At 63.1% G+C, this 25,657-nt stretch carries 22 protein-coding genes; 10 read left to right on the plus strand and 12 right to left on the minus strand.

Features of this window, described 5'->3' with window-relative positions:
- On the minus strand, positions 1-213 hold a 213-nt coding region (locus C9427_RS04155; protein ID WP_146172496.1), incomplete at its 3' end, for a hypothetical protein.
- A 314-nt stretch (positions 214-527) separates the two neighbouring features.
- Between C9427_RS04155 and C9427_RS04160 the strand changes: the two genes are divergently transcribed.
- The gene (locus C9427_RS04160; protein WP_167434243.1) at positions 528-1,247 is read left to right on the plus strand and encodes a flagellar biosynthetic protein FliO; all 720 of its coding nucleotides are present in this window, start codon (positions 528-530) and stop codon (positions 1,245-1,247) included.
- Between the two features lie 63 nt (positions 1,248-1,310).
- Here C9427_RS04160 and dksA read toward each other — a convergent pair whose 3' ends face one another.
- Positions 1,311-1,727, minus strand: a complete 417-nt coding sequence (gene dksA / locus C9427_RS04165; protein WP_006202025.1) for an RNA polymerase-binding protein DksA — start codon at positions 1,725-1,727, stop codon at positions 1,311-1,313.
- A 258-nt stretch (positions 1,728-1,985) separates the two neighbouring features.
- Between dksA and C9427_RS04170 the strand changes: the two genes are divergently transcribed.
- The 6 genes from C9427_RS04170 to C9427_RS04195 all read left to right on the plus strand — a co-directional run bounded on the left by C9427_RS04170 (position 1,986) and on the right by C9427_RS04195 (position 8,540).
- On the plus strand, positions 1,986-2,504 hold the full coding sequence (locus tag C9427_RS04170) for a SixA phosphatase family protein (protein ID WP_107648182.1): 519 nt from the start codon (positions 1,986-1,988) through the stop codon (positions 2,502-2,504).
- Positions 2,505-2,567: 63 nt separating this feature from the next.
- Entirely contained in the window at positions 2,568-4,046 is a 1,479-nt protein-coding gene (locus tag C9427_RS04175) for a YcjX family GTP-binding protein (RefSeq protein ID WP_107647934.1), read from the plus strand.
- Positions 4,043-5,146, plus strand: a complete 1,104-nt coding sequence (locus C9427_RS04180; RefSeq protein WP_107647935.1) for a YcjF family protein — start codon at positions 4,043-4,045, stop codon at positions 5,144-5,146. The genes C9427_RS04175 and C9427_RS04180 overlap by 4 nt, the downstream gene beginning before the upstream one ends.
- Positions 5,147-5,384: 238 nt before the next feature.
- Positions 5,385-5,939: a hypothetical protein gene (locus tag C9427_RS04185; RefSeq protein WP_107647936.1), complete on the plus strand. Its 555-nt coding sequence runs from the start codon at positions 5,385-5,387 to the stop codon at positions 5,937-5,939.
- A 205-nt stretch (positions 5,940-6,144) separates the two neighbouring features.
- Complete coding sequence (locus C9427_RS04190) at positions 6,145-7,980, plus strand: monovalent cation:proton antiporter-2 (CPA2) family protein (protein WP_107647937.1); 1,836 nt, start codon at positions 6,145-6,147, stop codon at positions 7,978-7,980.
- Positions 7,981-7,991: 11 nt separating this feature from the next.
- Entirely contained in the window at positions 7,992-8,540 is a 549-nt protein-coding gene (locus tag C9427_RS04195; protein WP_167434244.1) for a DUF924 family protein, read from the plus strand.
- 22 nt (positions 8,541-8,562) lie between these two features.
- On the opposite strand, the gene folK is transcribed toward C9427_RS04195, so the two are convergent.
- The 3 genes from folK to folP are packed head-to-tail and all read right to left on the minus strand — an operon-like array spanning position 8,563 to position 10,267.
- Positions 8,563-9,075 carry a 2-amino-4-hydroxy-6-hydroxymethyldihydropteridine diphosphokinase gene (gene folK, locus C9427_RS04200; RefSeq protein WP_107647938.1) on the minus strand — a complete coding sequence of 171 codons (513 nt, stop codon included), beginning with the start codon at positions 9,073-9,075 and terminating at the stop codon, positions 8,563-8,565.
- Complete coding sequence (folB, locus tag C9427_RS04205; RefSeq protein ID WP_107647939.1) at positions 9,059-9,418, minus strand: dihydroneopterin aldolase; 360 nt, start codon at positions 9,416-9,418, stop codon at positions 9,059-9,061. The genes folK and folB overlap by 17 nt, the downstream gene beginning before the upstream one ends.
- A gap of 3 nt (positions 9,419-9,421) precedes the next feature.
- On the minus strand, positions 9,422-10,267 hold the full coding sequence (gene folP / locus C9427_RS04210) for a dihydropteroate synthase (protein WP_107647940.1): 846 nt from the start codon (positions 10,265-10,267) through the stop codon (positions 9,422-9,424).
- Positions 10,268-10,351: 84 nt separating this feature from the next.
- On the opposite strand from folP, the gene C9427_RS04215 reads away from it, so the two are divergent.
- Positions 10,352-10,972, plus strand: a complete 621-nt coding sequence (locus C9427_RS04215; protein ID WP_107647941.1) for a DUF922 domain-containing Zn-dependent protease — start codon at positions 10,352-10,354, stop codon at positions 10,970-10,972.
- A gap of 222 nt (positions 10,973-11,194) precedes the next feature.
- Entirely contained in the window at positions 11,195-12,673 is a 1,479-nt protein-coding gene (locus tag C9427_RS04220; RefSeq protein ID WP_107647942.1) for an MDR family MFS transporter, read from the plus strand.
- A 17-nt stretch (positions 12,674-12,690) separates the two neighbouring features.
- On the opposite strand, the gene C9427_RS04225 is transcribed toward C9427_RS04220, so the two are convergent.
- The 3 genes from C9427_RS04225 to C9427_RS04235 form a co-directional block, all read right to left on the minus strand.
- Positions 12,691-13,719, minus strand: a complete 1,029-nt coding sequence (locus C9427_RS04225) for an NAD(P)/FAD-dependent oxidoreductase (RefSeq protein WP_107647943.1) — start codon at positions 13,717-13,719, stop codon at positions 12,691-12,693.
- A gap of 89 nt (positions 13,720-13,808) precedes the next feature.
- Positions 13,809-14,129 (minus strand): 2Fe-2S iron-sulfur cluster-binding protein, encoded by a 321-nt coding sequence (locus C9427_RS04230; protein ID WP_006334837.1) that lies wholly within the window; start codon positions 14,127-14,129, stop codon positions 13,809-13,811.
- Positions 14,130-14,230: 101 nt separating this feature from the next.
- On the minus strand, positions 14,231-14,599 hold the full coding sequence (locus C9427_RS04235) for an Hpt domain-containing protein (RefSeq protein WP_097573765.1): 369 nt from the start codon (positions 14,597-14,599) through the stop codon (positions 14,231-14,233).
- A gap of 275 nt (positions 14,600-14,874) precedes the next feature.
- On the opposite strand from C9427_RS04235, the gene C9427_RS04240 reads away from it, so the two are divergent.
- On the plus strand, positions 14,875-21,420 hold the full coding sequence (locus C9427_RS04240; RefSeq protein WP_107647944.1) for a kinesin: 6,546 nt from the start codon (positions 14,875-14,877) through the stop codon (positions 21,418-21,420).
- Positions 21,421-21,507: 87 nt separating this feature from the next.
- Here the strand turns inward: C9427_RS04240 and C9427_RS04245 are convergent, their stop codons facing one another.
- From C9427_RS04245 to C9427_RS04260, 4 genes are read right to left on the minus strand one after another with little or no spacing between them, the layout of a single operon-like run.
- Positions 21,508-22,176, minus strand: coding sequence for an ABC-type transport auxiliary lipoprotein family protein (locus tag C9427_RS04245; RefSeq protein ID WP_245436986.1), 669 nt, complete (start codon positions 22,174-22,176; stop codon positions 21,508-21,510).
- Between the two features lie 37 nt (positions 22,177-22,213).
- On the minus strand, positions 22,214-23,587 hold the full coding sequence (locus C9427_RS04250; RefSeq protein ID WP_107647946.1) for an MlaD family protein: 1,374 nt from the start codon (positions 23,585-23,587) through the stop codon (positions 22,214-22,216).
- 14 nt (positions 23,588-23,601) lie between these two features.
- Positions 23,602-24,423 carry an ABC transporter ATP-binding protein gene (locus C9427_RS04255; RefSeq protein WP_107647947.1) on the minus strand — a complete coding sequence of 274 codons (822 nt, stop codon included), beginning with the start codon at positions 24,421-24,423 and terminating at the stop codon, positions 23,602-23,604.
- Position 24,424: 1 nt separating this feature from the next.
- Positions 24,425-25,609, minus strand: coding sequence for an ABC transporter permease (locus C9427_RS04260; protein ID WP_107647948.1), 1,185 nt, complete (start codon positions 25,607-25,609; stop codon positions 24,425-24,427).
- Positions 25,610-25,657: the final 48 nt, after the last annotated feature.

The raw sequence follows: 25,657 nt of genomic DNA on the forward strand, positions 1-25,657 counted from the left end.
GGTGGCGAACAGGAAGCCGACGCCGATCATTGCCAGCACGCCAAGCATTCCAAGCAGGAAGGGATCGCCAAGACGCTCGCGGAACAGGCCGAAAACGATCGCGGCGCCCGTCAGGACGACGATGAAGACGATGAGCCGGGCAACCGCACCCGGTCGCGTGTTCTGGTCGACGATAGGTACCGGATAGAAATCGCCGCGCGTTTCCTTGGCCATATGCCCCTGCTTGTGAATTCCGGTACTTGCCCCTGCCCGGTTGAATCACATTCTCAATGCCTCGAAAAGGCCTCGGCGGCAAATCCACCCTAAAAATGACGCGTTCGGCGGCTAATCCATGTCGCGCAAAAGTGCGCAGCGGTTTTGCGACAACGACAGGCATAAAAACAAGACCTGATGCGCCTCGCATGAATCCGTTCAAAGGCGACGCGCTTGGCGTTTCACGCCGTTCACGATGCGACAAAGGCAACTTGCGGTAGCGTGCCGCAACGGTCTAGTGTCGCGTTTCTTCGAAAGCCGTTTTGGGGGCACCGATGCTGCAGTGGCTGGATAGCGTGGCGGGTCCTGGTTATGCCGCAGCAATCCTGTGGGCGCTTGCCGCGCTTGTCCTTCTGGTCATCGTTCTCATCATCATCAAGCTTTTCCGCAGCCTGACCTTCGGAACATTCGTTGCAGGCGGCAGAAACCGCAAGACGCGGCTGGCCGTCATGGACGCCACAGCTGTCGACAGTCACCGCCGGCTGGTTCTGGTGCGCCGCGACGATATCGAGCACCTGCTGCTGATCGGCGGCCCGACCGATGTCGTCGTCGAACGTGACATCAGGCTGGCCGCGCCGCGCCGCCCTGCGCTGACCGGAGATGGCGGCGGCCATCAGCCGGCACCGCGGCCACGCCCACCTCAACCTGCTCCCGCGCCGGTGAAGCAGGCACCGCAGCAGTCGGCAAGTGCCGCACCAACGCCTGTCCGCCCCCGCCAGATGGAACCAGCGCCAAAGCCGGCAACACAGCCGTCCAAACCGGCGGCCATCGCTCCGCTGCCCGCCTATGGATCAGGAAATGGCAGTGTCGCTCGACACGCGCCGGCGCCGGCCGACCAGGCCTCCGTCGACGATACGCTGATGCAGGAGCTTGAGTTCTCGCTCGACGAATCGCCGGCCAGCAAGCCTGCGGGCAAACCGGCGGCGAAGGCGCCGCAGTCCCTGGATGACGAGATGACGAGACTTCTCGGCGAGCTTTCCAGTCAGAAAAAATAGCCAAACAAAAATGGCCGGGGATATCCCGGCCATTGATGACTAATCTTGCCCGAAAGCTACGCTTCAGTCGTCGCGGTAGACCTTCTCGCGGCGCTCGTGGCGCTCCTGCGCCTCGATCGACAAGGTTGCGATCGGACGCGCATCGAGGCGTTTCAGCGCGATGGGTTCGCCGGTTTCCTCGCAATAGCCGTAAGTTCCCTCATCGATGCGCTGGAGTGCCGAATCGATCTTTGAAATGAGTTTTCGTTGACGATCGCGGGCGCGCAGTTCGATGGCGCGGTCGGTTTCCGACGAGGCGCGATCAGCCAGATCGGGATGGTTGGCGTTTTCCTGCTGCAGGATTTCGAGAGTCTCGCGCGCTTCGCGCAATATGTCATTCTTCCAGGTGACGAGCTTCAGGCGAAAGTAGGATTTCTGCCGTTCGTTCATGAACGGCTCGTCTTCGGAGGGTACGTAATCGGCGGTAACGATGTCGTTCATTCGACTCACCCAACAACCCCAAATTTGGCGCCTATATATTCGCGGACCGAAGGCTGCACAAGCGCAATCCGCGACAGTTTCACGCAATTGTTAATGTCGGACCGAATGGCATCGGCGACATCCTTCGCATGAAGGGCAAGACCGAATTCGCTTATGATTCGTTAGGTTTGAATGGTGCCAGCCATTGTGCGCCAAGCCTTTCTCATGGCTAATCCTGCTATAGTCCTGGCGCTTGACGCCGACACGAACGGGGGTTTGGTGAGCAGACTTTATCTGTTGAGGCATGCGAAAGCCGGATGGGCGCTGCCCGGCGTCCGCGACTTCGATCGCCCGCTCGATGCATCGGGCGTCGCCGATGCCGAAATGATGGGCACCCTCATGCGGATCCGCAATTACACCCCCGATCTTACCCTTTGCTCCAATGCAAAGCGGGCGCGCCAAACGCTGGAAGGCCTGGCCGGACACACCGATACCGGCCGGGTGCTGTTCCTCGACACGCTCTACAGCGAGGACGCCGCCGCCTATCTGGCCGCCGTCCGCGACAATGGGGGGCCAGGCTCGGGCGGGCCAGACTCCCTGCTCGTCATCGGCCACAACCCGATGACGGAGGATCTCGCACTGGCACTTTCGGGCGACGGCGACGAGGCGGCACGGGGGTTGCTGAACCATGGCTTCCCAACGTCCGGCCTGGCGGTGGTCCGTTTTCCAGGCAATCTTGCCCATGCCGCTCAAGGTGCAGGCTATCTCGAAGCCTTTATGACGCCGACCGAACCCTGACGCCATTTCAAACCTGCGATGCAAGGCCTATATCGGAGGCCACGGGAGTCCAAGAGAGCAGATTTGGCATCATCGCTGACCACTTTCACCGACGAGGCGAGGATTGCCCTGGATACGCTGTCGGGGCGCGCCGCCGGGCTTTTTTCACCGTCGCTGCGCCTTGGCGTGACCGGACTTTCGCGCGCGGGCAAGACGGTGTTCATCTCGGCTCTCGTCCACAACCTGATCCATGGCGGGCGCCTGCCCCTGTTCGAGGCGCAGAAATCGGGACGAATAGCCCGGGCTTTCCTGGAAGAGCAGCCTGACGACGCCGTACCACGCTTCCAGTACGAGGATCACGTCGTCGCCTTGGTCAATGACCGCCTGTGGCCGGATTCGACGCGCGCCATTTCCGAGCTCAGGCTGACCATCGAATATGAATCGGCCTCCGGCTGGAGCCGCATGTTTTCATCAGGCAGATTGTCGGTCGATATCGTCGATTATCCCGGCGAATGGCTGCTCGACCTGCCGCTGCTCGGCAAATCCTACGCCGATTTCTCACGCGAAGCCTTCGAGATGGCCGTGTTGCCGGTGCGCATGGAGCTTTCGCAGGAATGGCGGGCCCTCTCCGCTGCGGTCGACCCCGACGTGGACGCCGACGAGATGACGGCGCGCCGCCTCGCCGAGAGCTTCGCCGCCTACCTCAAGGCATGCAAGCTCGATGAACGGGCGCTTTCGACCTTGCCGCCCGGCCGCTTCCTCATGCCCGGCGACCTTGAGGGCTCGCCGGCGCTGACATTCGCGCCCTTGCCGACCTTGAGCGACCGGCGGGCGCGTTCTGGCTCGCTGCAAGCGATGATGGAGCGGCGCTACGAGGCCTACAAGACGCATGTCGTCAAACCGTTCTTCCGCGAACACATCGCCCGCCTCGACCGTCAGATCGTCCTGATCGACGCCTTGCAGGCCCTGAACGCCGGTCCAGGCGCGATGGCCGATCTGGAGCGCGCGGTGACCGAGATCCTCGCCTGTTTCCGTCCCGGCCGGGGCAATTTCCTGACGGATTTTTTTTCAAGGCGCATCGACCGCATCCTGGTGGCGGCGACGAAGGCCGACCATCTGCATCATGAAAGCCACGACCGGCTGCAGGCAATCGTGCGGCGGCTCGCCGACCGCGCCGTAGCGCGGGCGAATTTCACCGGCGCCGATGTCGATGTGGTCGCCATGGCTGCCGTGCGCGCGACGCGCGAAGGCACGGTCAAGCAAGGCCGCGAAACGCTGCCGGTCATCATCGGCACGCCGCTGAAAGGCGAGAAAATCAACGGTGAAACATTTGACGGAAAAACAGAAACAGCCATATTTCCCGGAGACTTACCGAAGAAAGCTGATGCTGTTTTCGATATCTCTGGGCCAGACCATCGGCAGAGCGGTGACGACCCTGCGATTCGCTTCGTACGCTTTCGCCCGCCAAAACTCGAACGCACCGCCGAAGGCGTCACGCTGTCGCTGCCGCATATCAGGCTCGACCGCGCCGTGCAGTTCCTGATCGGAGATCATCTGGCATGACCGCGCCGCGCAAGCCGGCGGCATTCCGCATCGAGCCGGAAGCTCCGCCAATCCAGGAAGCACCGGGCAAGGAAGCACCGGAAGGTCGCCGCCCCGACACACAGGCTGTGCGAAAACCCCGCGCGGTAAAGGCCGACGTCGCGGTCGTCGTGCCCGCCGAGATCGACGTCTTCGACGAACCCGACATCATCGCCGCGGAACCACCGCCGGCAGTCGCGCCGCGCAAGCGTTCGTTGCTCGGCAGCATATTCTTCGGCGCCATGGGCGTGCTGGTTTCGCTGGCCGTCGGTCTGTGGACTGACCAGCTGATTCGCGACCTGTTCCAGCGTGCGCAATGGCTGGGCTGGCTGGCCGCCGGCATGGCCGCCATCGCGGTTTTGGCTCTGTTGGTCATTCTCGTCCGCGAATTCCTGGCGATCTCCCGTCTCGCTGAGGTCGAAAAGCTGCAGAAACGAGCGCTCGACGCCATCGCCCGCGACGACCCGAAGGCCGCGCGCGCCGTGGTCGACGAACTTTCCGCCTTTGTCGCGGCCAAACCCGAAACCGCGGCCGGCAGGCGCGCACTGGCCGAGTTGCGCGGCGAGATCATCGATGGCGGCAATCTGGTGCGGCTGGCCGAGGCTGAAATCCTCGGGCCGCTCGATGCGCGCGCCAAGGCAATGATCCTCGATGCGGCAAAGCGCGTGTCATTGGTGACGGCCGTCAGCCCGCGTGCGCTGGTCGACGTCGCCTATGTCGTGTTCGAAGCCGGCCGATTGATTCGCCGCCTGTCGGAGCTCTACGGTGGCCGGCCGGGCACGCTCGGGTTCTTTCGATTGGCGCGCAGCGTTCTCGCCCATCTGGCGGTCACCGGCTCGATTGCCGTCGGTGACAGTTTCGTGCAGCAGATCATTGGCCATGGCCTTGCCGCGCGGCTCTCGGCGAAGCTCGGCGAAGGCGTCGTCAACGGCATGATGACGGCGCGCATCGGCATCGCCGCGATGGAGACTGCAAGACCCCTGCCCTTCAGCGCCGCGAGGCGGCCGGGATTGGGCGATTTCCTGTCCGCGCTGACATCGTTTGCAACGAAGAAAGAAAGTGAAACAACCCCCGACAAGTGAAGAACCGCGTATCCTTCGGGCGTTCCAGAGGCGGTTGTAGTGCTTTGATCCTTGCGCGTGATCCCCGTTGAAATCGATTCCGGTTTTCGGGAGGATATGCCGTTTGTCTGCCCGCATTTGCACGATGCCAATTGGTTCGACATGGCCGCAAAAGGCTTAAGCGGTCACCAAGCATTAACCAATCTTGTTCATGGTCGGGTGGGTTCCAAACTGATCTCTTTGTTGCCGGGTGTTGTCGATGAAAAGCGCAATTCTGTCCAGCGTCCTGCCCATGGCCGTCGCGCTGGCCGCAACCGCCGGCCTGGCCGGGAAAGCCCTTGGAGCAGAGCCGGACAAGCAGTTCTTCCGATCGGTCGAAGGCAAATGGGTCGGCCCGGGAGAAATCGTCGCCGGCAAATACAAAGGCACCAAATTCACCTGCAGTTTCACCGGCTCGACGCCTGACGGCAAGGTCGGCATGTCGCTCGACGGCGGCTGCCGCGTCGGCGTGTTCACCCAGCAGATGTCGGCGACCGTGCAGCACAAGGGCCGCCAGGGCTACAAGGGCAGCTTCATGGGTGGCGCCGCCGGCTCCGGCCTCGACATCATCGGCGGCAACGTGGTTGACCCGCACAAGGTCGTTTTCACCATCAACCGCAACCAGTTGCGCGGCGTCATGCAGGCTCTCGTGCCCGACGACAATTCGATGACGGTGACGGTCGCGGTGCGTGTCGACGAGCAACTGGTGCCGGTCATCGGCATGAAGCTGAAGCGGATCGATGCTGTCGAAGTCGGCTCGATCGCCCCGAACTGAACGCCCAGCGCCGCCAGCAATGCTGACCCTCTAGAGCAGAGCTTCGCAGACTCACGCGACGGCACCACAACCTTGTGTGACGCGCCGGCAACACGAGTTGCGCCACGTCCCGAATTGGCACTGTTCGATCTCTCCCGAAGCCCCTATCTTGGCCGCTCGATCGCCCAATCCAGGCGATCGCTAGAAAGCGAGCGGAACGGCAGGCATGGCGGCAGAAGCATCGGGTAGCGAACTGATCCAGGTGGTGGCATTGCTCGCCGCAGGTGTCGTCGCGGTACCGATTTTCAAGCGCATGGGGCTTGGATCCATCCTCGGCTATCTCGCCGCCGGCGTGGTGATCGGCCCGTTCGGACTTCGTATCTTTGCCGAATCGCAAGCCATTCTGCATGTCGCCGAACTCGGCGTCGTCATGTTCCTGTTCATCATCGGGCTGGAAATGCAGCCGTCGCGGCTTTGGGGCCTCAGGCGCGAAATCTTTGGCCTCGGGGCATTGCAGGTCGGCGTGTGCGCGCTGTTGCTGACCGGGGTCGGCCTGGCGGGCGGCTTTCCGGTCTCGCAATCCTTCGTCGCCGGCGCCGGATTCGTGCTGACCTCGACCGCGATCGTCATGCAGCTTCTGGAAGAGCGTGGCGAAATCGCCGCGCCCAAGGGCCAGCGCATCGTCTCCATCCTGCTGCTCGAGGATCTGGCGATCGTACCGCTGCTGGCCCTGATCGCATTCCTGGCGCCGGGCGGCGCCCATATGAGCCTGACGGAGCGGCTGACGGAGGTGGGCATCGGTCTTGCCGCGATCGTCGGGCTGGTGCTGGCCGGGCGCTATCTGCTCAACCCATTCTTCCGCATCCTGGCCGATTCCCGCGCTCGCGAGGTGATGACCGCCGCCGCACTTCTGGTCGTACTGGGGTCGGCGCTTGCCATGCAGCTCTCGGGTCTGTCGATGGCAATGGGCGCTTTCCTGGCCGGTGTGTTGCTCTCGGAATCCACCTTTCGCCATCAGCTCGAGGCCGACATCGAGCCGTTCCGGGGCATCCTGCTCGGCCTCTTCTTCTTGGCCGTCGGCATGTCGCTTGACCTCAATGTGGTCGCGGAAAACTGGCGGCTCGTCGCCATCTATGTCGTTGCCTACATGGTAATGAAGGCGATCGGCATCTATCTCGTCGCCCGCATGCTCAAGACCGGCCACCGGGAGGCGTTAGAGCGTGCCGTCTTCATGGCGCAAGGCGGCGAGTTCGCCTTCGTTCTCTATTCCGCCGCGGCGGCGGTCGGCATCATCGACAGCCAGGCCAATGCGACCCTGACCGCGATCGTCATCATCTCCATGGTGCTGACGCCGCTGGCCATCCTGGCGCTGCGCTATCTGACGCCACGCGACGAGCAATCGCTTGAAGGGGTCGACATTGCCGACGGCCTGACCGGCAGCGTACTGATCATCGGTTTCGGCCGCTTCGGCCAGATCGCCAGCCAGCCGCTGCTCTTGCGCGGGATCGACGTGTCGATCATCGACAATGAGGTCGAGATGATCCAGGCGGCGGCCGATTTCGGCTTCAAGGTCTATTATGGCGACGGCACGCGGCTGGACATTCTGCGCGCCGCGGGTGCTGGCCGGGCGCGCGCCGTGCTGATCTGCGTCGACAAGCCCGATGCCGCCGTCCGCATCGCTGAGCTGATCAAGGCGGAGTTTCCCCTGCTGACGGTGCTGGCACGCGCTTTCGATCGCGGAACCGCGCTGCAGCTCATCCGGGCCGGCGTCGACTTCCAGTTGCGCGAAACCTTCGAATCGGCCCTTGTCTTCGGCGGTTCCACCCTTGAGGCGCTTGGCGTCGATCCCGAAGACGTCGCCGAGGTCATCGAGGATGTCCGCCGCCGCGACGCCGCCCGTTTCGAGTTGCAGCTCGCCGAAGGCGTTCGCGCTGGGGCGCGCTTCCTCAAAGGCAATATCGGCACGCCCATTCCGACGCCGCTCAGCACCCCGCGGCGCGCCGGCCAGGCGCTCAATGAGGAGACCGCCGACGTGCTGCATAAATCCGAACCGGCCGACTGAGGAGCCCGCAGATGATCGAAATGGACGAGCGGGCCCTTGCGGTCGCCCAATTCTGGCGTGACGCCGGAAAGGATGCATGGTTCGAGAAGAACGACGCCTTCGATGCCGACTTCCGCAACCGATTTCTCGACCTGCATTATGCCGCTGCCCGGCGCGAATGCGACGACTGGTCGAACCATGCCGAAGGCTCGCTCGCCTTGATGATCCTGCTCGACCAGTTTCCGCGAAACTGCTTTCGCGGCACCGGGCACATGTATGCGACCGACCCGCTGGCGAGATACTTTGCCGGAAAAGCCATCGCCGCCGGCCAGGATCTGGCGCTCGACGAAGATTTGCGTGTTTTCCTCTATCTGCCCTATGAGCATTCGGAGCTGCTCGACGATCAAGAACGGTCGGTGGAACTGACGGCCACCAAGGCGCCCGAGTATCTGAAATATGCTGAGGAGCATCTGGAGATCATCCGGCGCTTCGGCCGCTTTCCGCATCGCAACAGGATGCTTGGCCGCGAAACGACGCCGGAGGAACAGGCGTTCCTCGATGGCGGCGGGTTCTCCGGCTGATCTCTTGCTGAGCCTGCCGGCCTCAGGCGAGCCACCAGTCGCGGCCGGACGGCAATCGCTCTATGCCAGCTGTATCAACGGCGGCAAGCCGCTCCGCCACGCTCCTGCCGCCGACGGCGAGGCCAGGCGCGATCTCGGCCAGCGGCGCCAGCACGAAGGCGCGTTCCAGCATGCGCGGATGCGGCACTTCCAGCCCCGTCTCATGGATGATGCGATCGCCGAACACCAATATGTCGATATCGATCAGGCGCGGTCCCCAGCGTTCCTCGCGCACCCGCTTCAGTCTGCGCTCGGCGTCGAGACAGAGATCGAGCAACGCACGCGGTGTAAGCGCAGTTGATATTTCGGCTGCCGCATTGAGGAAATCCGGCTGATCGAGCTTGCCCCAGGGCGGCGTCCGGTAAAGCGAGGAGACCGCGACGACACGCGTCTTCTCGTCGCCATCCAACATGCGCAGCGCCGCAGCCATAGACTTTGCCGGATCGCCGAGATTGCCGCCAAGGCTGAGGTAGACGGTATTATTCTGGCCAGACAACGGTCACCTCGACATGATCGAGCACACCGGGCACCGGCGCATTCGGCTTGCGCACGGTGATTTCGGCCCTTTTGATCTGCGGAAACCGCGCCGTCAGAGCCCGGGCCACCTCCAGTGCCAGCGCTTCGATCAGAAAGCGCCGCTCGCCGGTGACGATCTTTTCGATCACCGCGAAGGCAATGCCGTAATTGACCGTGTCGTCGATGGAATCATCAACCAGCGCCCGGCCCGGTTCTACCGTGAGGGCGGCATCGACGTAAAAACGCTGGCCGAGCGTTTCCTCCTCGTCCAGCACGCCATGCCGGGCGAAGAAGGCGCAGTTCTTCATACGGATGACATACATCGCTCAGCTTCCCCGGACATCTCGCGCCAGCATAGCATCGGCAATGGCCAGCGCATCCATGTTGATTGCGACATCGTGGACGCGAAAAAGCTGTGCGCCCCTGAGCCTCAGAATGACGCTCGTTGCCGCGGTCCCCGCACCCCTTGCCGAAGCGTCGCGGCCGGTAACAGTGCCGATGAAGCGCTTTCTCGACGTGCCGGCCATCAATGGAAAGCCCAACGCATCGAGCTCGGAAAACCGCGCCATCAGGTCGAGGTTTTCCTCCGCTGTTTCCTTGGCGAAGCCAAAGCCCGGATCGAGCACGATGTGGTCGTCGGCAACGCCGCTTCGCCGGGCGATTTCCAGTGATTTCCTAAGGAAGAAAAACTGATCCTCGATCACGTCGGGCAGTTTTTGCCGGTCACGCCCGGTGTGCATGATGACAAGCCCGGCGCCGGTTTCGGCCGCGACGCGCGCGATGCCCGGCTCGCGCTGCAGGCCCCAGACATCGTTGACGATATGCGCGCCGGCCGCCACCGCCAGCCGGGCGGTGTCCTCGCGATAGGTGTCGACCGAAATCAGCACTGTGCCAAGCCCGGCGAGCGCCTCGATGACCGGCAGCACGCGAGCCTGTTCTTCGTCTGCGTTTACAGCGGCGGCGCCGGGGCGCGTTGATTCTCCGCCGACATCGATGACCGAGGCCCCCTCCTCCATCATGCGGTGTGCCTGGGCTACCGCCTGTTCGGGCGCGACGAACAGCCCGCCGTCGGAAAAACTGTCCGGCGTGACGTTGAGGATGCCGACGATCACGGACTTGCCGCCAAGGTCGAGATGGCGTCCGTGCGCCAACTGCCATCGCCTTGTCGTCATTGTCCATCAACCATGTGTGATCCGCCAAAGATCAAATCCGTTGCGTCGACGACGGCCGTAAAGCAAGGTAGCTGAAGAGGCAACATGATGAAACGCCCCCTGCTCTGCGCTCTGATGCTCGCAATGGTCGCTTTGCCCGCGGCGGCGGCGTCATTGGTGAAAACATACAGCTATTTTCCCGTCGGCGGCAGGACGCTCGACGACATCGAGACTCAGCTCACCAAACATGGGCCTCGCGTGAAAAGCACCGGGATGAGGCATCCCGGCGCCACGCAAATGGCCTTCACCACGCGTGTCGGCTACGCGGAGAATGCGAATTCCTGCCGGATCGTCGCCGCCACCGTGACCGTCAAGGTCAAGGTGATCCTCCCGGAGTGGCGTCGTCCGCGCAAGGCTGATGCCGGCGTAAGATTGTTCTGGGACACTCTGTCTTCCGACATCAAGCGCCACGAGGAACGCCATGTCGAGATCGCCAAGAACCATGCCGGGGCGCTTGAGCAAGCGCTGAAAGCGAGCTATCCGCAGAAGACCTGCCAGGAGGCCAAGGCGAAGGCTGCCGAGATCACCGCAGCCATGCTTGCCAGGCATGACCAGGATCAGCTGCGGTTCGACCGCGTCGAAAGCGTCAATTTCGAAAGCCGCATCACCCGGCTGCTGCGCTATCGCATCGAGCGTATCGAGAACGGCCGGTTGCCACCGACCTGAGATTTCGCCGGGTCAGGGAACGCGCCAGCGCGAGCCAATTTCGCCGAAGCATGGTGCCAGGCCGGAAAAACTTTCGAGCCCCTGTCGAAATCGGCCTATACGGGACGACATATGTCAGGTTGGCCAAGGCGAAACCCCAGAACCACCAGACAACAATCGACGCGGCAGACGCACCGGACCGGCTTCCGGGGACGCACGCAAGCCCATGAAAGACTTAAGACGATGGACCTGGCTGTCGACAAGCAGGCGACGATGGTGCCCCCATTACCGCTGACAGAGAGCGAGAAGAACGCCATCATCGGCGGCGTGCTGTTGTCGATGCTGTTGGCGGCGCTCGACCAGACCATTGTCGCACCAGCCATGCCGACCATCGCGCATGCGCTCGGCCATGCCCAATATTTGCCCTGGATCGTGACCGGCTATCTCCTGACCGCAACCGCGGTGGCGCCGCTCTATGGCAAGATCTCCGACGTCCATGGGCGCCGGCCGACCGTCTATGCGGCGATCCTCATCTTTCTAGCGGGCTCGCTTGTCAGCGCCATGGCCCCCAACATGCTCGTGCTGATCATCGGCCGGGCGATCCAGGGCGCCGGCGGCGGCGGCCTTTTCGCTTTGGCGCAGACCGTCATCGGCGACCTTGTGCCGCCGCGCGAACGGGCCCGCTATTCCGCCTGGATCGCAGGCACATGGGCCGTCGCCAGCATCGCCGGGCCGCTGCTCGGCGGTGGCTTCGCCGAACATCTGCACTGGTCATTGATCTTCTGGATCAACCTGCCACTCGGCTTTCTGGCCATGGCGATCATCAACAAGCCGCTGAAGAAGCTGCCGATCGCGGCAAAGCATCATCGCATCGACGGGCTGGGCGCATTGCTGCTTGTGGTGGCGACGGCCTTGCTGCTGCTGGCGCTGAACTGGGGCGGCAGCACCTACCCCTGGCTGTCCAGCGAAATCCTTGGGCTGCTTGCCTGTTCGGCAATGTTCTGGGGTGCTTTCGCGCTGCGGCTGCTCAAGGCGGCAGAGCCGCTCATCTCGCTCGAAGTGCTTGGCAATCCGATCGTCCTGACCGGCACATTGTCCATGTTCCTGCTGCAAGCCGCCAATATCGGCCTGGCAGTCTACCTGCCGGTCTATCTGCAATCGGTCATCGGGCTGTCGGTTGGCGAATCGGGCATAGCCATGCTGGGGCTGATGCTCGGTACCGTTGCCGGCGCGACATTCAGCGGCCGCGCGATGCCGCACTTCGTTCACTACAAGCGGATCGCGATGGCAGGGGTCACTTTCGCCATAGCCTGTCTCGGCGTGCTTAGCCTTGTGGCGGGACATGCCTCCCTGCTGGTGGTCGAAATCCTGACGACATGCATTGGCCTCGGAAGCGGAACGACGTTTCCGGTTGCCGCCGTGTCGGTTCAGAACGCCGTCGATCAGCGGCATCTCGGCGTCGCCACCGGTGTGCTGACCTTCCTTCGCTCATTGGGCAGCGCCCTTGGGGTCGCCATGCTTGGCGCGGTCGCGCTGGGCTACGGCCTGCCGCTGGCCAGCGAAGGCGCGCGCACGACCAGCGCCGTTGCCGACGCCGCCGCATTCGCGATGATCTTCCTCGCTGCGGCCGTGACCCTGGTCCTGGCGCTGGTCGCGCTCGGGCTGATGCCGGAAAAACCGCTTCGCGGCCATGCGGAGACGGCGCCGGTTCTTGCGGAGTAAGCCCGCGACGACGCACGTCAATCGTGGACGCCGAGCTTCTTCTGCAGGCTGGTCGACGAGGTCGTATACTGGAATACGATGCGCTCGCCCGGGCTGATGATGCGCTTTGCCGCCTGCGCCATCAGCGCCACCTCATGGAACCCCGACAGGATCAGCTTGAGCTTGCCGGGGTACCAGTTGATGTCGCCGACAGCGAAGATGCCCGGCACCGATGTCTGGAATTTCTCGGTATCGACCGGGATCAAGTTCTCATGAAGATTGAGCCCCCAGTCGGCGATCGGACCGAGCTTCATGGTCAGACCGAAGAACGGCAGCATGCGCGTGCACGCCACCTCGACATCGCCGTCAGGCCCCTTGATGGTCGCCGATGAAAGCAGGCCATCGGCGCCGGTCAGGCCGGTCACCTGGCCGACCTGGAAAGCCAGTTCCTTCCTCTCCTGCATGGCATACATCTTGTTGACGCTGTCTGGGGCGGCGCGGAATTCGGGGCGCCTGTGGACCAGCGTCACGCTTTTCGCCACCTGTTGCAGGTTCAGCGTCCAGTCAAGCGCCGAATCGCCGCCACCGACGATGACGATATCGTGGCCGCGAAAATCCTCCATCCGGCGAACCGAATAGAAGACGCTCTTTCCTTCATAGGCCTCGATGCCCGGGATCGGCGGACGTTTGGGCTGGAATGAGCCGCCGCCGGCGGCGATCACCACCACCTTGGCTTCAAACACCTCGTTCTCGTCGGTGATGACGCGAAAGCCGCCGTCATCCAGCTTTTCGAGGCTCGAAACCATGCGATTATAGGTGAATTCAGGCTTGAACGGCGCGATCTGCTCAAGCAGCTTGTCGACCAGCCCCTGCGCCGAGATCGAGGGCCAGCCTGGTATGTCGTAGATCGGCTTTTCCGGGTAGAGTTCCGCGCATTGCCCACCGGGCCGGTCGAGTATGTCGATCAGGTGGCATTTCATGTCAAACAGGCCGAGCTCGAACACGGCGAACAAGCCGACCGGCCCTGCCCCGACGATGAGAACGTCCGTCTTGATCGTGTCGGTCATGCGATGCGCCTTGTGCCAAACTGGCGCGACACTGCATGACCATTGGCCCGCTGCCAAGCTGTCGCCGGGAAAATCATTGGGCCGTGACGTCAGCCCTGGCGAGCAGGCACGCGCACGACCAGTCCATCCAGCGCATCGCGCACCTTGATCTGGCAGGACAGCCGTGAGTTCGGCTGGACGTCGTAGGCGAAGTCCAGCATGTCCTCCTCCATCGCCTCCGGCTCGCCGACTTCAGCTGTCCATGCCTCGTCGACATAGACATGGCAGGTTGCGCAGGCGCAGGCGCCGCCGCATTCGGCCTCGATCCCTGGCACCGCGTTGCGGATCGCGTTTTCCATGACGGTCGAGCCGTTCTCGGCATCCACGTCGAAATGCGTGCCGTCGTGGGCAATGAAGGTCAGCTTGGTCATTTGTCACCTGAAGGGAAGTCCCAGCCGAGATAATCACTCCGGCAGACAAGTCAACTGCCGTGCAAAAACGCCGCTCTATGCCGTTTTTTTGGAAACTGGAATTAGCGGTTGATGGCTGCGATGAAATCGCGCACTTCCTCGATCAGCGCGCCAAGGCGCTTGAGCGTGCTGGGGTCTTCGGGCTGACGCTCGATGGCGGTGGCGCAATCGGCGATGGCGAAGGCGCCGACCCCCCGGGCAGAGCCTTTCAGCCCGTGTGCCAGAAACAGCCTTTCCCGGACATCGGCGTCGGCTATCCTGTCTCGCACCGACAACGCCTGCTGCACGAACAGGGCGAGCACCTCCTGCTCTAGGCCACGATCGCCCATCGTCTGGCGGGCCAGATGGGCCATATCCACAGGCCGTGCCGGCCCGGTTCCCGACACGTCGCCGCCAGGCATTGAGAAGGCGATGCCGTTTTCGCCACGCATGAACTCTAACTCCTTGATCGTCGGATCGCCGGAAAAGCTAGGCGAATCCCGTGGACAACGGGTTAATGAATGGCCGGGAAAAATGTTGCGAAAACGGCGCCGGGATCACGGTGTTGTTAACCTTATATTTAAAGTTTTACGTATCTCGCGGAATGCATGTTTTCTTTACCCCGGTGTGTCATTACGATACGAGGGGTCCATTTTTCAGCCTCCTGCGCGGGATGCGAAAATCACAATCATAAGTCCCGCGGCAGCTTGTACAGGGTAGCGAAGGCATGGCGAAGAAAACAACGACGACAAGAACGCTCGACAGCGACGTAGCCAAGGAACTCGAAAAAGCGCTTGATATCGACCTGAGCGGGGACGCCGGCGGCGATCTCGACATCGCGGCGTCGATGGAAGATCTGGAAGCGCAGATATCGCAGGCTGCGGACGAGTTGGCGCGCGAAGGCCGCAACCAGGATGCGGAGCCTGTCGTCAGCCAGAGCGAGACGGTAGCGCCCCTCGCAAACCAAAGCCACGCAAACCAAAGTCAAAAGACGGCGCCCACAGCCAACCAGAGCCAGAGCGCGAAACCCGCGGCGAAGGCCAAGCCCGCCGAATTGCGCCCGGTGGAAACGCGCAATGGCTCGCAGCCGGCCGGTTTCGCGCCAGCCAACGACGATCGTCAAAAGGATTACAAGACGCTTCTCCACAGCCTCAATCGGCGCGCCTCGAACACGATCTATTGGGTTGTGGCGATCGTTTCGCTCGTCTGGCTTGCCGGCGCTGGAGCGTTGGCCAATCTGCTGTTCGGACCGGATATCTGGAAAATCCGCACGCTTGACCAGTTTCTGGCCCGTCCCGAACTGATCGGCCTGGCGGTCGCGGCAATCCTGCCCGTTATCCTGTTCTGGGCGTTTGCCGCCATGATCCGCCGCGCCCAGGAGATGCGCATCGCCGCCCAGTCGATGACGGAAGTGGCCTTCCGCCTGGCCGAACCGGAAAGCCTTGCCCAGGATCGCGTCATGATGATCGGCCAGGCCGTTCGCCGCGAGGTGGCGGCCATGGGCGAAGGCATCGAGCGCACGCTGGCGCGCGCCGTCGAGCTCGAAACCCTGGTCCACAGCGAGGTGAACCAGATCGAACGCTCCTATTCGGAAAACGAAACCCGCATCCGTACGCTCGTCGACGGGCTGGGCAGCGAGCGCGAAGCCGTGGTCACCCACGCCGAGCGCGTGCGCGCGTCGATCGCCGGCGCGCATGAGACGCTGAAGGAAGAAATCGGCTCTGCCAGCGACCTCATCCGCGACAGCATCCTCAACGCTTCGACCCAGCTGTCTATGACCATCACCAATTCCGGCGATACATTGATCGACAGGATCAACGGAAGCTCGATGTCGATCTTCGATCAGGTGGAAGGTCGCCTCGATACGATCACCGACCGGCTGTCGACCTCCGGCGAGGCCTTCGCCAGCCTTCTCGATACGCGCATCGCCAAACTGACGGACACGACCGATGGCCTGACACGGTCGCTGACCGACCTGCTCGACGACCGGACCAACGGCATGGTGTCGCTGCTCGGCGGCGCCGCGCGCACGCTGAGTTCCGAGTTCGAAGCCAGCCTTAGCGGCATCGAGCGCACGCTTGCCGAACGCGGCCAGGCGCTGATCGGCGAATTCCAGACCCGCGCCGAAGCGCTGGACACCGGCACGCAGAAGCTCAACGCCGCGCTGGAGGCCCGTGCACGCCAGATCAACGAGACGCTGGTCGAACGCGCACGCGAAATCGCCCACACCTTCCAGGAAAGCAAGGACACGCTGTCGGTGATGATCGATCAGGGCAAGACCCAGATCGGCGCCGACATGGCCGACATCGTTTCGTCGACCTCATCCATGCTTGAAGCGCGTGCCAGCGACTTCGCCGGGCGCATGGAAGCGGCGCGCCATGTCGTTTCCCGTTCCTTCGACAGCGATATCCAGCGACTTGCCGACGCCCGCGTCGGCATCGAGGAGGCCGTCGAAAACCACAGCCGCAAGCTGTCGGAAAGCCGCGAGCGCATGACGGCGGCAATGCAGGCCGATCTGGAGAAGTTCGCCGAAAGCCGCGTCGGCATCGACGCAGCCGTGACTGACCAGGTGCAGAAACTTGCCGAGGGCCGCAGCCTGATCGCGCGCGCGCTCGAGGAGGATCTGCGCAAGGTCAACGAGTCGCGCGCCGCCATCGACGCTTCGCTCGGTAGCCATCTCGAAAGGCTCGAAGAAGGCCGCAACAGGCTTGCGCTTGCCCTCGACGAAGACTCCGGGAAACTTGTGCAAGCCCGTACAATCATTGATGAAATGGTTGCCGGACACGTCGGAAAGCTTGCTGAGGGTCGCGGCATTCTTTCGCGGGCGCTGGAGGCCGACCTCGCCAAGCTGGCCGACAACCGCGCCGGCATTGACGGGCTGGTCGCCGCCCAGGTTGAAAAGATCGCCGAAGGTCGAGCCGTCCTGGCCAAGGCACTGGAAACCGACATTGTCGGCATCAAGGACTTGATCGAGAGCCATTCCGCGAAACTGGCGGAAGACCGCGCCGGACTGTCGCGTTCGCTTGACGACGACCTGTCCGGCATCAGGGGCCTGATCGAGAGCCATTCGGGCCGGCTTGCCGAGGATCGCAGCCTGTTGTCGCAAACGCTCGAGGCCGACCTCGCCAAGCTGGCCGAAAGCCGCTCGAGCATCGACGGCCTGGTCGCCGGTCAGGTCGAGAAGCTGGCCGAAGGCCGCGATATCCTCAAGCGCGCTCTGGAAACCGACCTGAACACGATCAAGGGCGTTATCGCTGGCCAGTCCGATAGGCTGGCGGAAGACCGCAACCAGCTTTCACGAGCGCTGGAAACGGACTTGCAGAGCGTCAACAGTCTTATCTCCGACCACATGAACAGGCTCGCCGAGGACCGCTCGACACTGTCGAAGGCGCTCGAGGACGATCTCGCCAAGCTGGCCGAAAGCCGCTCGAGCATCGACGGCCTGGTAGCCGGCCAGGTCGAGAAGCTGGCCGAGGGCCGCGATATCCTCAAGCGCGCACTGGAAGCCGATCTCGGCAGCGTCAACAATCTCGTCAACAGCCACGCCGAGAAGTTGGTCGAGGACCGTTCGGCCTTGTCGAAGGCTCTTGAGGACGATCTCGCCAGGCTGGCGGAAAGCCGCTCAAGCATCGACGGGCTGGTCGCCGGCCAGGTCGAGAAGCTGTCCGAAGGACGCGACATTCTCAGGCGCGCGCTGGAAGCGGACCTTAATACGATCAAGGGCGTCGTCGCCGACCAGTCCAAGCAGTTGACCGACAATCGCGCGGAGTTTGCGCGGGCGCTGGAAGCCGATCTCGGCAACGTCAACAGCCTCGTCGGCAGCCATGCCGAAAAACTCCTGCAGGACCGCTCGACGCTGTCGAAGGCGCTTGAGGACGATCTCGCCAAACTGGCGGAAAGCCGTTCGAGCATCGACGGGCTGGTCGCCGGCCAGGTCGAGAAATTGGCCGAAGGCCGCGACATACTGAGGCGCGCGCTGGAAGCCGATCTCAACACGATCAAGGGCGTCGTTGCGGACCAGTCCCAGCAATTGACCGACAATCGCGCGGAGTTTGCGCGGGCGCTGGAAGCCGATCTCGGCAACGTCAACAGCCTCGTCGGCAGCCATGCCGAAAAACTCCTGCAGGACCGCTCGACGCTGTCGAAGGCGCTTGAGGACGATCTCGCCAAGCTGGCCGAAAGCCGCTCAAGTATCGATGGGCTGGTCGCTGGCCAGGTCGAGAAATTGGCTGAAGGCCGCGACATACTAAGGCGCGCGCTGGAGGCCGATCTGGAAAGGCTTGCGGCAAGCCGTGGCGAAGTCGACGACATCATTACCGGCCATGTCGGCAAGCTCGCCGAAGGCCGCGACATGCTGACCCGCGCCTTGGACGACGATCTTTCCAAACTTGCCGACACGCGGAAGGACGTCGACCGTTCCCTGTCCAGCCATATCGACCAGATCGCCGCCCGAAGCACCGACATCTCGGATGCCATCGCAGCCGACGTCGAAAAGATCGAGCAGGCGTTCAGCCGGCAGACGGGTATCATCGAGGAGCGCGCCGGAACCATGGAGCGCGCGTTGTCGACAGGCGTCGACAACGTCCGCGCCGTGCTTGAGAAGAGCGCTGTTTTCGTTGCTGGAGCGCTGCGCGAGAAGGTCATGGAAGTCACCAGCGCGCTGCATGAGCAGGCGGGTGTGGCGTTCAGCGACGCCGACCGCAAGATCGCCGAACGCGCCGAGCAGACCTCGGCTGCCCTGCTTGCCAGGGCAGAGGATATCGCCCGCACCTTCGAGGAGGCGGATCGCCGCCTTGCAGCGCGTGCACAGGACACGTCGAGCGCGCTTATTGCCCGCGCCGAGGATACATCGAGCGCACTCATGGCCCGTGTCGACGACACGTCGAACTCCTTGCTGGCGCGCGCCCAGGCAACAGCCGATCAACTGGCCGCCCGTGCCGGCGAGATCGCCGGAACATTCGATGCGGCGGACCAGAAACTGGTTGCCCGCGCCGTCGAAACAGCACAGTCGCTGGCCGCACGCGCCGGCGATATCCTGCGTAATTTCGAAGGCGCCGACGAACGGCTGACCGTGCGCATCGGCGAATCGGCCGAAGCACTTGCGGCACGTGCGTCGGACCTCGGCCGCATCTTCGATGCCGCCGACCAGCAGTTGATGTCGCGCATTGCCGAAGGCTCGGAGGCACTGTCGGCGCGCGCCTCCGAGATCGGCCGCATCTTCGACGAAGCCGATCACCGCCTGGTGGCGCGCATCGCCGACAGCACCTCGACGATCGGCGAGCATGCCGACAACATAGTCGGTGCCTTCGCCAGCACCGAGCAGCGTGTTGCCGAGCGTGCAAGGCTGACCGGTCAGGATCTTGCCGTCCATGCGCGCGAAATCGAGCAGGCGCTGGCCGGCGCCGATGAGCGCCTGGCGTCAAGCGCGGCGGCTGCGGCGGCTCGCGTCGAGGAGCAACTTGCCGGCGTCGAGAACCGTCTCGCCTACACCACCGAAACGGTGGGCCAGAGGCTCAACGAGCAGGTTTCAACCGCCGAGGCGCAACTCATTTCACGCGCCAACGCAATCGCCGAGACCTTTACCGCGGTCGGCCAGCATATCGGCCAGAGCACCAACGACGCAGCGAAGACCATCGGCTCCAACACTCGCGAGCTCAACACCATGCTTGCGGCGCGTTCGGCCGAGATATCGAAAATCCTCGACGAAACGGCACGGCCTCTGGTCGAACGCTTCGCCCAGGGCGGCTCGGAACTGCAAAAGAGCATGGAAGAAGTCACTGAGCGCGCCACCGAGAAGCTGCGCAGCGAAAATGCTGCTCTAGTCAACGCGCTCGCCAGCCGCACCGCCGAAACGCTGTCGGCCGTCGAGGGCGCACGCTCGACGCTCGCCGACAGTGTCGCCGAGCTCATCGGCCGCATGAGCACATCCAGTGCGCAGCTCGGTCAGTTGATCGAGCAGGCGGCGACCAATCTCGGCCAGGTCGACGAACGCCTGAGCGGCAGCACGCAGAGCTTTGCCGCGACGACCGAAAAAGCCGCGCAGACCTTCGCCAGTTCGGCGCGCCTGGTCGATTCGAACACGACCCGGCTTACCGAACTGTCGTCCGCCACCTTGCGCGAGGTCGCCTCGATCGCCACCAAGTTCGACGAGCACAGCCGGCTGCTGTCCAGCGCTTCGGACCTGTTGGGCTCGGCCCAGGCCAACCTCGAACACACGCTGGAGCGCCAATCCTCACTGGAAGATCTCGCCGTCGGCCTGGTCAAGAAGTCGGAGGACCTGGAAAAGGTGATGCGCTCGTTCGAGAACCTGGTCGGCCAGACGCTGCAGAACGCGGAAGGCAAGACACTGGAATCGGCCGACAAGATCCGGTCCGCCATTTCAGAGGTCGTCGATTCGGCAACCAAGCGTTTCGCCGACGCAACCGAGGAGATGCGGCGCACGGCGGGCTCGATCAAGAGCGAGCTCGACCTCACCCGCGCCGAGCTCAAAAAGGGCGTCATCGAGATGCCGGAGGAAGCAAAGGAATCGACCACGGCCATCCGCCGTGCTGTTTCCGAACAGATCAACGCGTTGAAGGAACTTTCGGATATCGTTGCGAAATCCGGCCGCGGCGCCACCGATCCCTCGGAGCCACGCAGCCTGCGTCCGGCGCCGCAGGCGCCTGTCGCACGCGCTCCCGAGCCGCCACGCCGGAACCCGTCGCCGGCGCCGCAGCCGGAGCTTCGTGCGCCGCAAGTGCCGTTGGGCGGGTCCGCCTTGCGCGACCTGGAGCGCCCAGTTGAGACGGCGCGTCAGCGCGATCCCAATGCCCGGACGCCTCAGGGTGGCTGGGTGCGCGATCTCCTGACCGGGGCATCGCGCGAAGAGGAAGCCAGGCCCGTCGCTCCGGCCGAAACGCGCCCGGCCCCTGCCCAGCGTTCGCCGCTTCATGTCATGGAGTCGCTCAACTCGCTTTCCGTCGATATCGCCCGAGCCATCGATCACGATGCTTCGATCGAATTGTGGAACCGCTATCGGCGTGGCGAGCGCGACGTGTTCACGCGGCGTCTCTACACGCTGAAGGGCCAGCAGACTTTCGACGAAATCCGCCGCAAATATCAGACCGAGGCGGAATTCCGCGCCGCCGTCGACCGCTACTGCGACGATTTCGAGAAGCTGCTCAAGGACGTGTCGCGCAACGATCGCGACAACATCATGGCGCAGACCTACCTGACGTCGGACACCGGCAAGGTCTACACCATGCTTGCCCACGCCAGCGGCCGCCTGCATTGATCAGGCAATAGGGAATCAAAAAAGGCGGGAGATTTTCCCGCCTTTTTCATTCTCGATCCGCAGGTTCCGCAGCCGGCCTTGTTTCTCTCAGATCACCGAATCAGTCCAGCGCACGATGTCCCTGGCCGCGTCGCCGAAGGCGTTGTCGAGTGCGCCGACATAGGCCTGGTTGCCGCTGCCCGAGACGGGCGCGCTCGCGGTAAAGCTCTTCGATGCGCGCACCTCGCCGTTGCGGTCGTTCAGTATCCGCACGAACAGATCGACCTCGGCGTGTTCGCCGCCATCGACGCGGACGTCGAAGGACCGGACCTCGACGATCACCTGGTAATCGATCGCCAGCCCCTCGCCCGGCTTGCCAACGCCGGCGAAGCTGCCCGAACGCTGGAACGTCTCGGCGAGCCGCGCCTGCACGATCAGCGGCAGCCGATCGGCCCACTGCGCGCCCTTGAGATACTGGATCGACCGATCGGACGGCCTGATGACGATGTTCTGGCTGTCCAGCGCCTTGAGCGCCGACGGCTGGGCGATGAGTATCTGGCGGCGGCTGTGGCTGCGCGCGTCAAGCGATGGCGCCGAAAGCTCGAACGTATCGAGCGGAGCCGGGCCGCCGCCCGGCAAGGCCGCGCAACTGGCAAGGGTCAGGGCAAGCAATGCCACAGCCGATCTGACGCCGCCCGATTTGACCCAAAACGACTTCACACGCGATCCCCGCAATACCCGGCCTCGTTGTCCCCAGATCGTAAGGTCAACCTGCATTGGTGGTCCATGTTTTTGCTGGGTGCGAAGGCCGAAGTCAACGCCGCGCCCTGCCATCGAACTGTCGAACCTCGCCTTCTCCCCCTGAAAGTATCCGCTGCGGATTGCGGCTGAGGTCCGTCACCGCCTCTTCGATACGGTTGATCGAGCGGCGACTGTCCTGGACCAGCGCCTCGACGTTTTGCAGGCCCTGGCCGGAGAATCGCGCCAGATTGTCGGTGATGGTGCCGAGGCGGGCGTTCAGCGTATCGGCGACCTGCTTGAACGACTTCAGCGTATTCCTGGCATCGGCCATCACGCCGTCCGCCTGGCCGGAGCCCAGCAATGTGTCGACCTTGGCGAGAATGCCGTCGACGCGCACCGAAGCGTCGTTGAGGCGCCCCGCGAGCTGGTGTGCATCCTTGATCGTTTCGTCGATGTCGTCGCTTCGGTCGGCGAATTTATCGGTCACCTTGGCGATATCGGCGGCAGCCTTGTTGGCGTTTTCGCTGGCTTTCTGGATGTTGGCCAGCGCGGTGCGAACCTGCGCCGGGTCGATGCCGTCGAGAACGCCGTCGACCTTGGTCAGCGTGCCTTGCGTCTTTTGTGCGAAGTCGTTGATCGACCCCACAGCCGTGTCGACATTCTTGATGACGGTATCGAACTGCTTCGAGGTTTCCTTCAGATTGCCGGTCACCGTATCGACATTGGCGACGATGCTCTTGATCTGGTCCTTGTCGACGGCATTGAGCAGCCCCTCGGCCGCCTTCAGCGTCCCGTCGAGCTTGCCGGAAACGCCCTTCAACTCGTCCGACAGCGAACTGACGCTGGCGAGGAATTTGTCGATACCGTCGGAGTTCTTGGCCAGCGCGTCCGAGAAGGTCTGCACATTGTTGACGGTCTGCGTCAGCGGCCCGCGAACGTCCTTGGTGAAGCCTTCGAGCTGGGTGAGAACCGTGTCGGCGCGGGTGAAGATGTTCTGCGCCGTTTGCAACAAATTGGTGACCGCCGACGGGTTGGCGACGATCTCGGCGACCTTGCCTTCCGCTTCCGCCTGGTCGAGAAGCTTCACTTCCTTGGGATCGGCGCCCTTGAGTTCGATATTGGCCTGGCCTGTAAGGCCGGCAAGCCCGATATCGGCCTGCGTCGACTTGGTGATCGGCGTCATGCGGTCTATCTCGGTGTCGGCGATAGCGGCGGTCGGATTGTCGACGTCGATATAGACGCGCCTGACATCGCCGACCTTGACACCGTTGAACAGCACGAAACTGCCGCGGCCGAGACCGGACGCCGAGCCGGGGATGCGCACACGCAGCATCACCGTCTCACCCTTGTCACCGATTGCGGCCGTCCAATAGACGAACGCAAAAGCCGCCAGGATCGCGGCCAGCGTGAAAATGCCGACAATAACGTAGTTGGCTCTGGTTTCCATTGCCTCACTTATGGCTATGCGCGCGCCGCAAGATCAAGTTGCCGGGCACGTTTTCCGCGGAAATAGGATTTCACCCACGGTTCCTCGCTTTTGAGCATGTCGTCGATCGTGCCTTCGACCAGCACCTTCTTTTTGCCGAGCACGGCCACCCGATCGCAGGCGGTGAACAGCGTGTCGAGATCGTGCGTGACCATATAAACGGTCAAATCCATGGTATCGCGCAGCTTGACGACCAGTTCGTCGAACTCCGCAGCACTGATCGGATCAAGGCCGGATGTCGGCTCGTCGAGAAAGACGATGTCGGGGTCGAGCGCCAATGCGCGCGCCAGTGCCGCGCGCTTGATCATGCCGCCGGAAAGCTCGGAAGGGAATTTCTGCGCCGCATCCGGTGGTAGCCCGACCAGTTCGACCTTGAGCATCGCCAGCTCGTCCATCAGCTTTCGCGGCAAGTCGAGATACTCACGCATCGGTACCTGCACATTTTCAAGCACCGTGAGTGCGGAAAACAGCGCGCCGTGCTGAAAGAGGACGCCGAGGCGCATGTCGATGCGAAGACGCTCCCTTTCGCTCGCCTTTTCGACATCGACGCCGAACAGCTTGATCGTCCCCGATTGCTTGCGCGTCAGGCCGAGGATGGTGCGCAACAGAACCGACTTGCCGGCGCCTGAAGCGCCGACAAAGCCGAGGATCTCGCCGCGCCTGATATCGAGCGACAGATGATCGAGAATGACCTTGTCACCGAAGGAGACGGTGATGTCGTGCGCCGAAAGCACGATCTCGTCTTCGTCGGCTTCCGCCGCAACCCTGGATGCCTCTGTGCTGTCCTGCATTGTCATGTCAGAACTCGATCGCCGCGTAGAACATGGCGAAAAGCCCGTCGAGGATGATGACCACGAAGATCGACTTCACCACGGAAGCGGTCACGTGCTGCCCGAGCGATTCTGCGCTGCCGCCAACTTTCATGCCTTCGACGGAGGCGATCGTGCCGATGATCATGGCCATGAACGGTGCCTTGATCAGGCCGGCAAAGATGGTGCTGATATCGATGGCGACGCGCAGCCGGTCGATAAAGGCCGCCGGCGGGATGTCGGAATAGAGCCATGCGGCCAGGATGCCGCCGCCAAGGGCCGCGAAATTGGCGATGATCGTCAGGCAAGGCAGCGCGATCACCAGCGCGACCAGCCGCGGAAATACCAGGACGCCGATCGGATTGAGCCCGATGACCTTCAGCGCGTCGACCTCCTCGCGCATCTTCATCGAACCGATTTCAGCGGTGATGGCGCTGCCCGAGCGGCCAGCGATCATGATCGCGGTCATCAGCACGCCGAGCTCGCGCAGGATCAGCACCCCGACCAGGTCGACGACAAAGATGTCGGCGCCGAAGTAGCTGAGCTGATAGGCGCCTTGTTGGGCAACGATCGCGCCGACGATGGCCGACATCAGCACCACCACTGGTATGGCGCCGACGCCCATGCGATCGATCTGGTTGAAGATTGCCGCCGGATTGACCGCATGGCCGCGGCCAAGCTTCATCTGCGAGCCTTGTATCGTGGCGCCAAGAATGTTCATCGAGGCCAGGAAATCGTCGCGCATCTCGTAAACGCGACGGCCAACCGCCTCGAGCGCACGGATGACGATGTTCGGCGGTCTTGCAATGCCCGACTCAGGCTCGCGCCGAACCGCGTCGCCGACCGCGCCGAGCAGGATGGAGGCGATCTCGCTTTGCCCCTGCAGGTCGATCTCGACACCCTTCTTTTCGAAGACGCTGACCAGGCGGTCGATCAGCCAGGCGCCGGCGGTATCCATCTTTTCAATATGGGAAAGATCGAGCGTAAGCGTCTTGAAACCGCTGCGTTTCTCGATCTTGCGCATCTCGGCATCGACCAGTGCCACGGTGCGCGTCGTCCAGTTGCCGGCGAAGGCGCAGCGCAGAACATCGCCCTCTTCACCAACCTCAACGCGCGGCCGGGGGTCGGCCTCGCTGGGGGTGCCGCTTGCGAAACGTTTGCGGGTGGTCAACATGGCGTCCTGTTTAGCCTGACGGGGTCGAGCTGTCGATTTGCCGACAAG

The organism is Mesorhizobium helmanticense, from assembly GCF_003034915.1.
GTDB classification, from domain to species: Bacteria; Pseudomonadota; Alphaproteobacteria; order Rhizobiales; family Rhizobiaceae; genus Mesorhizobium; species Mesorhizobium helmanticense.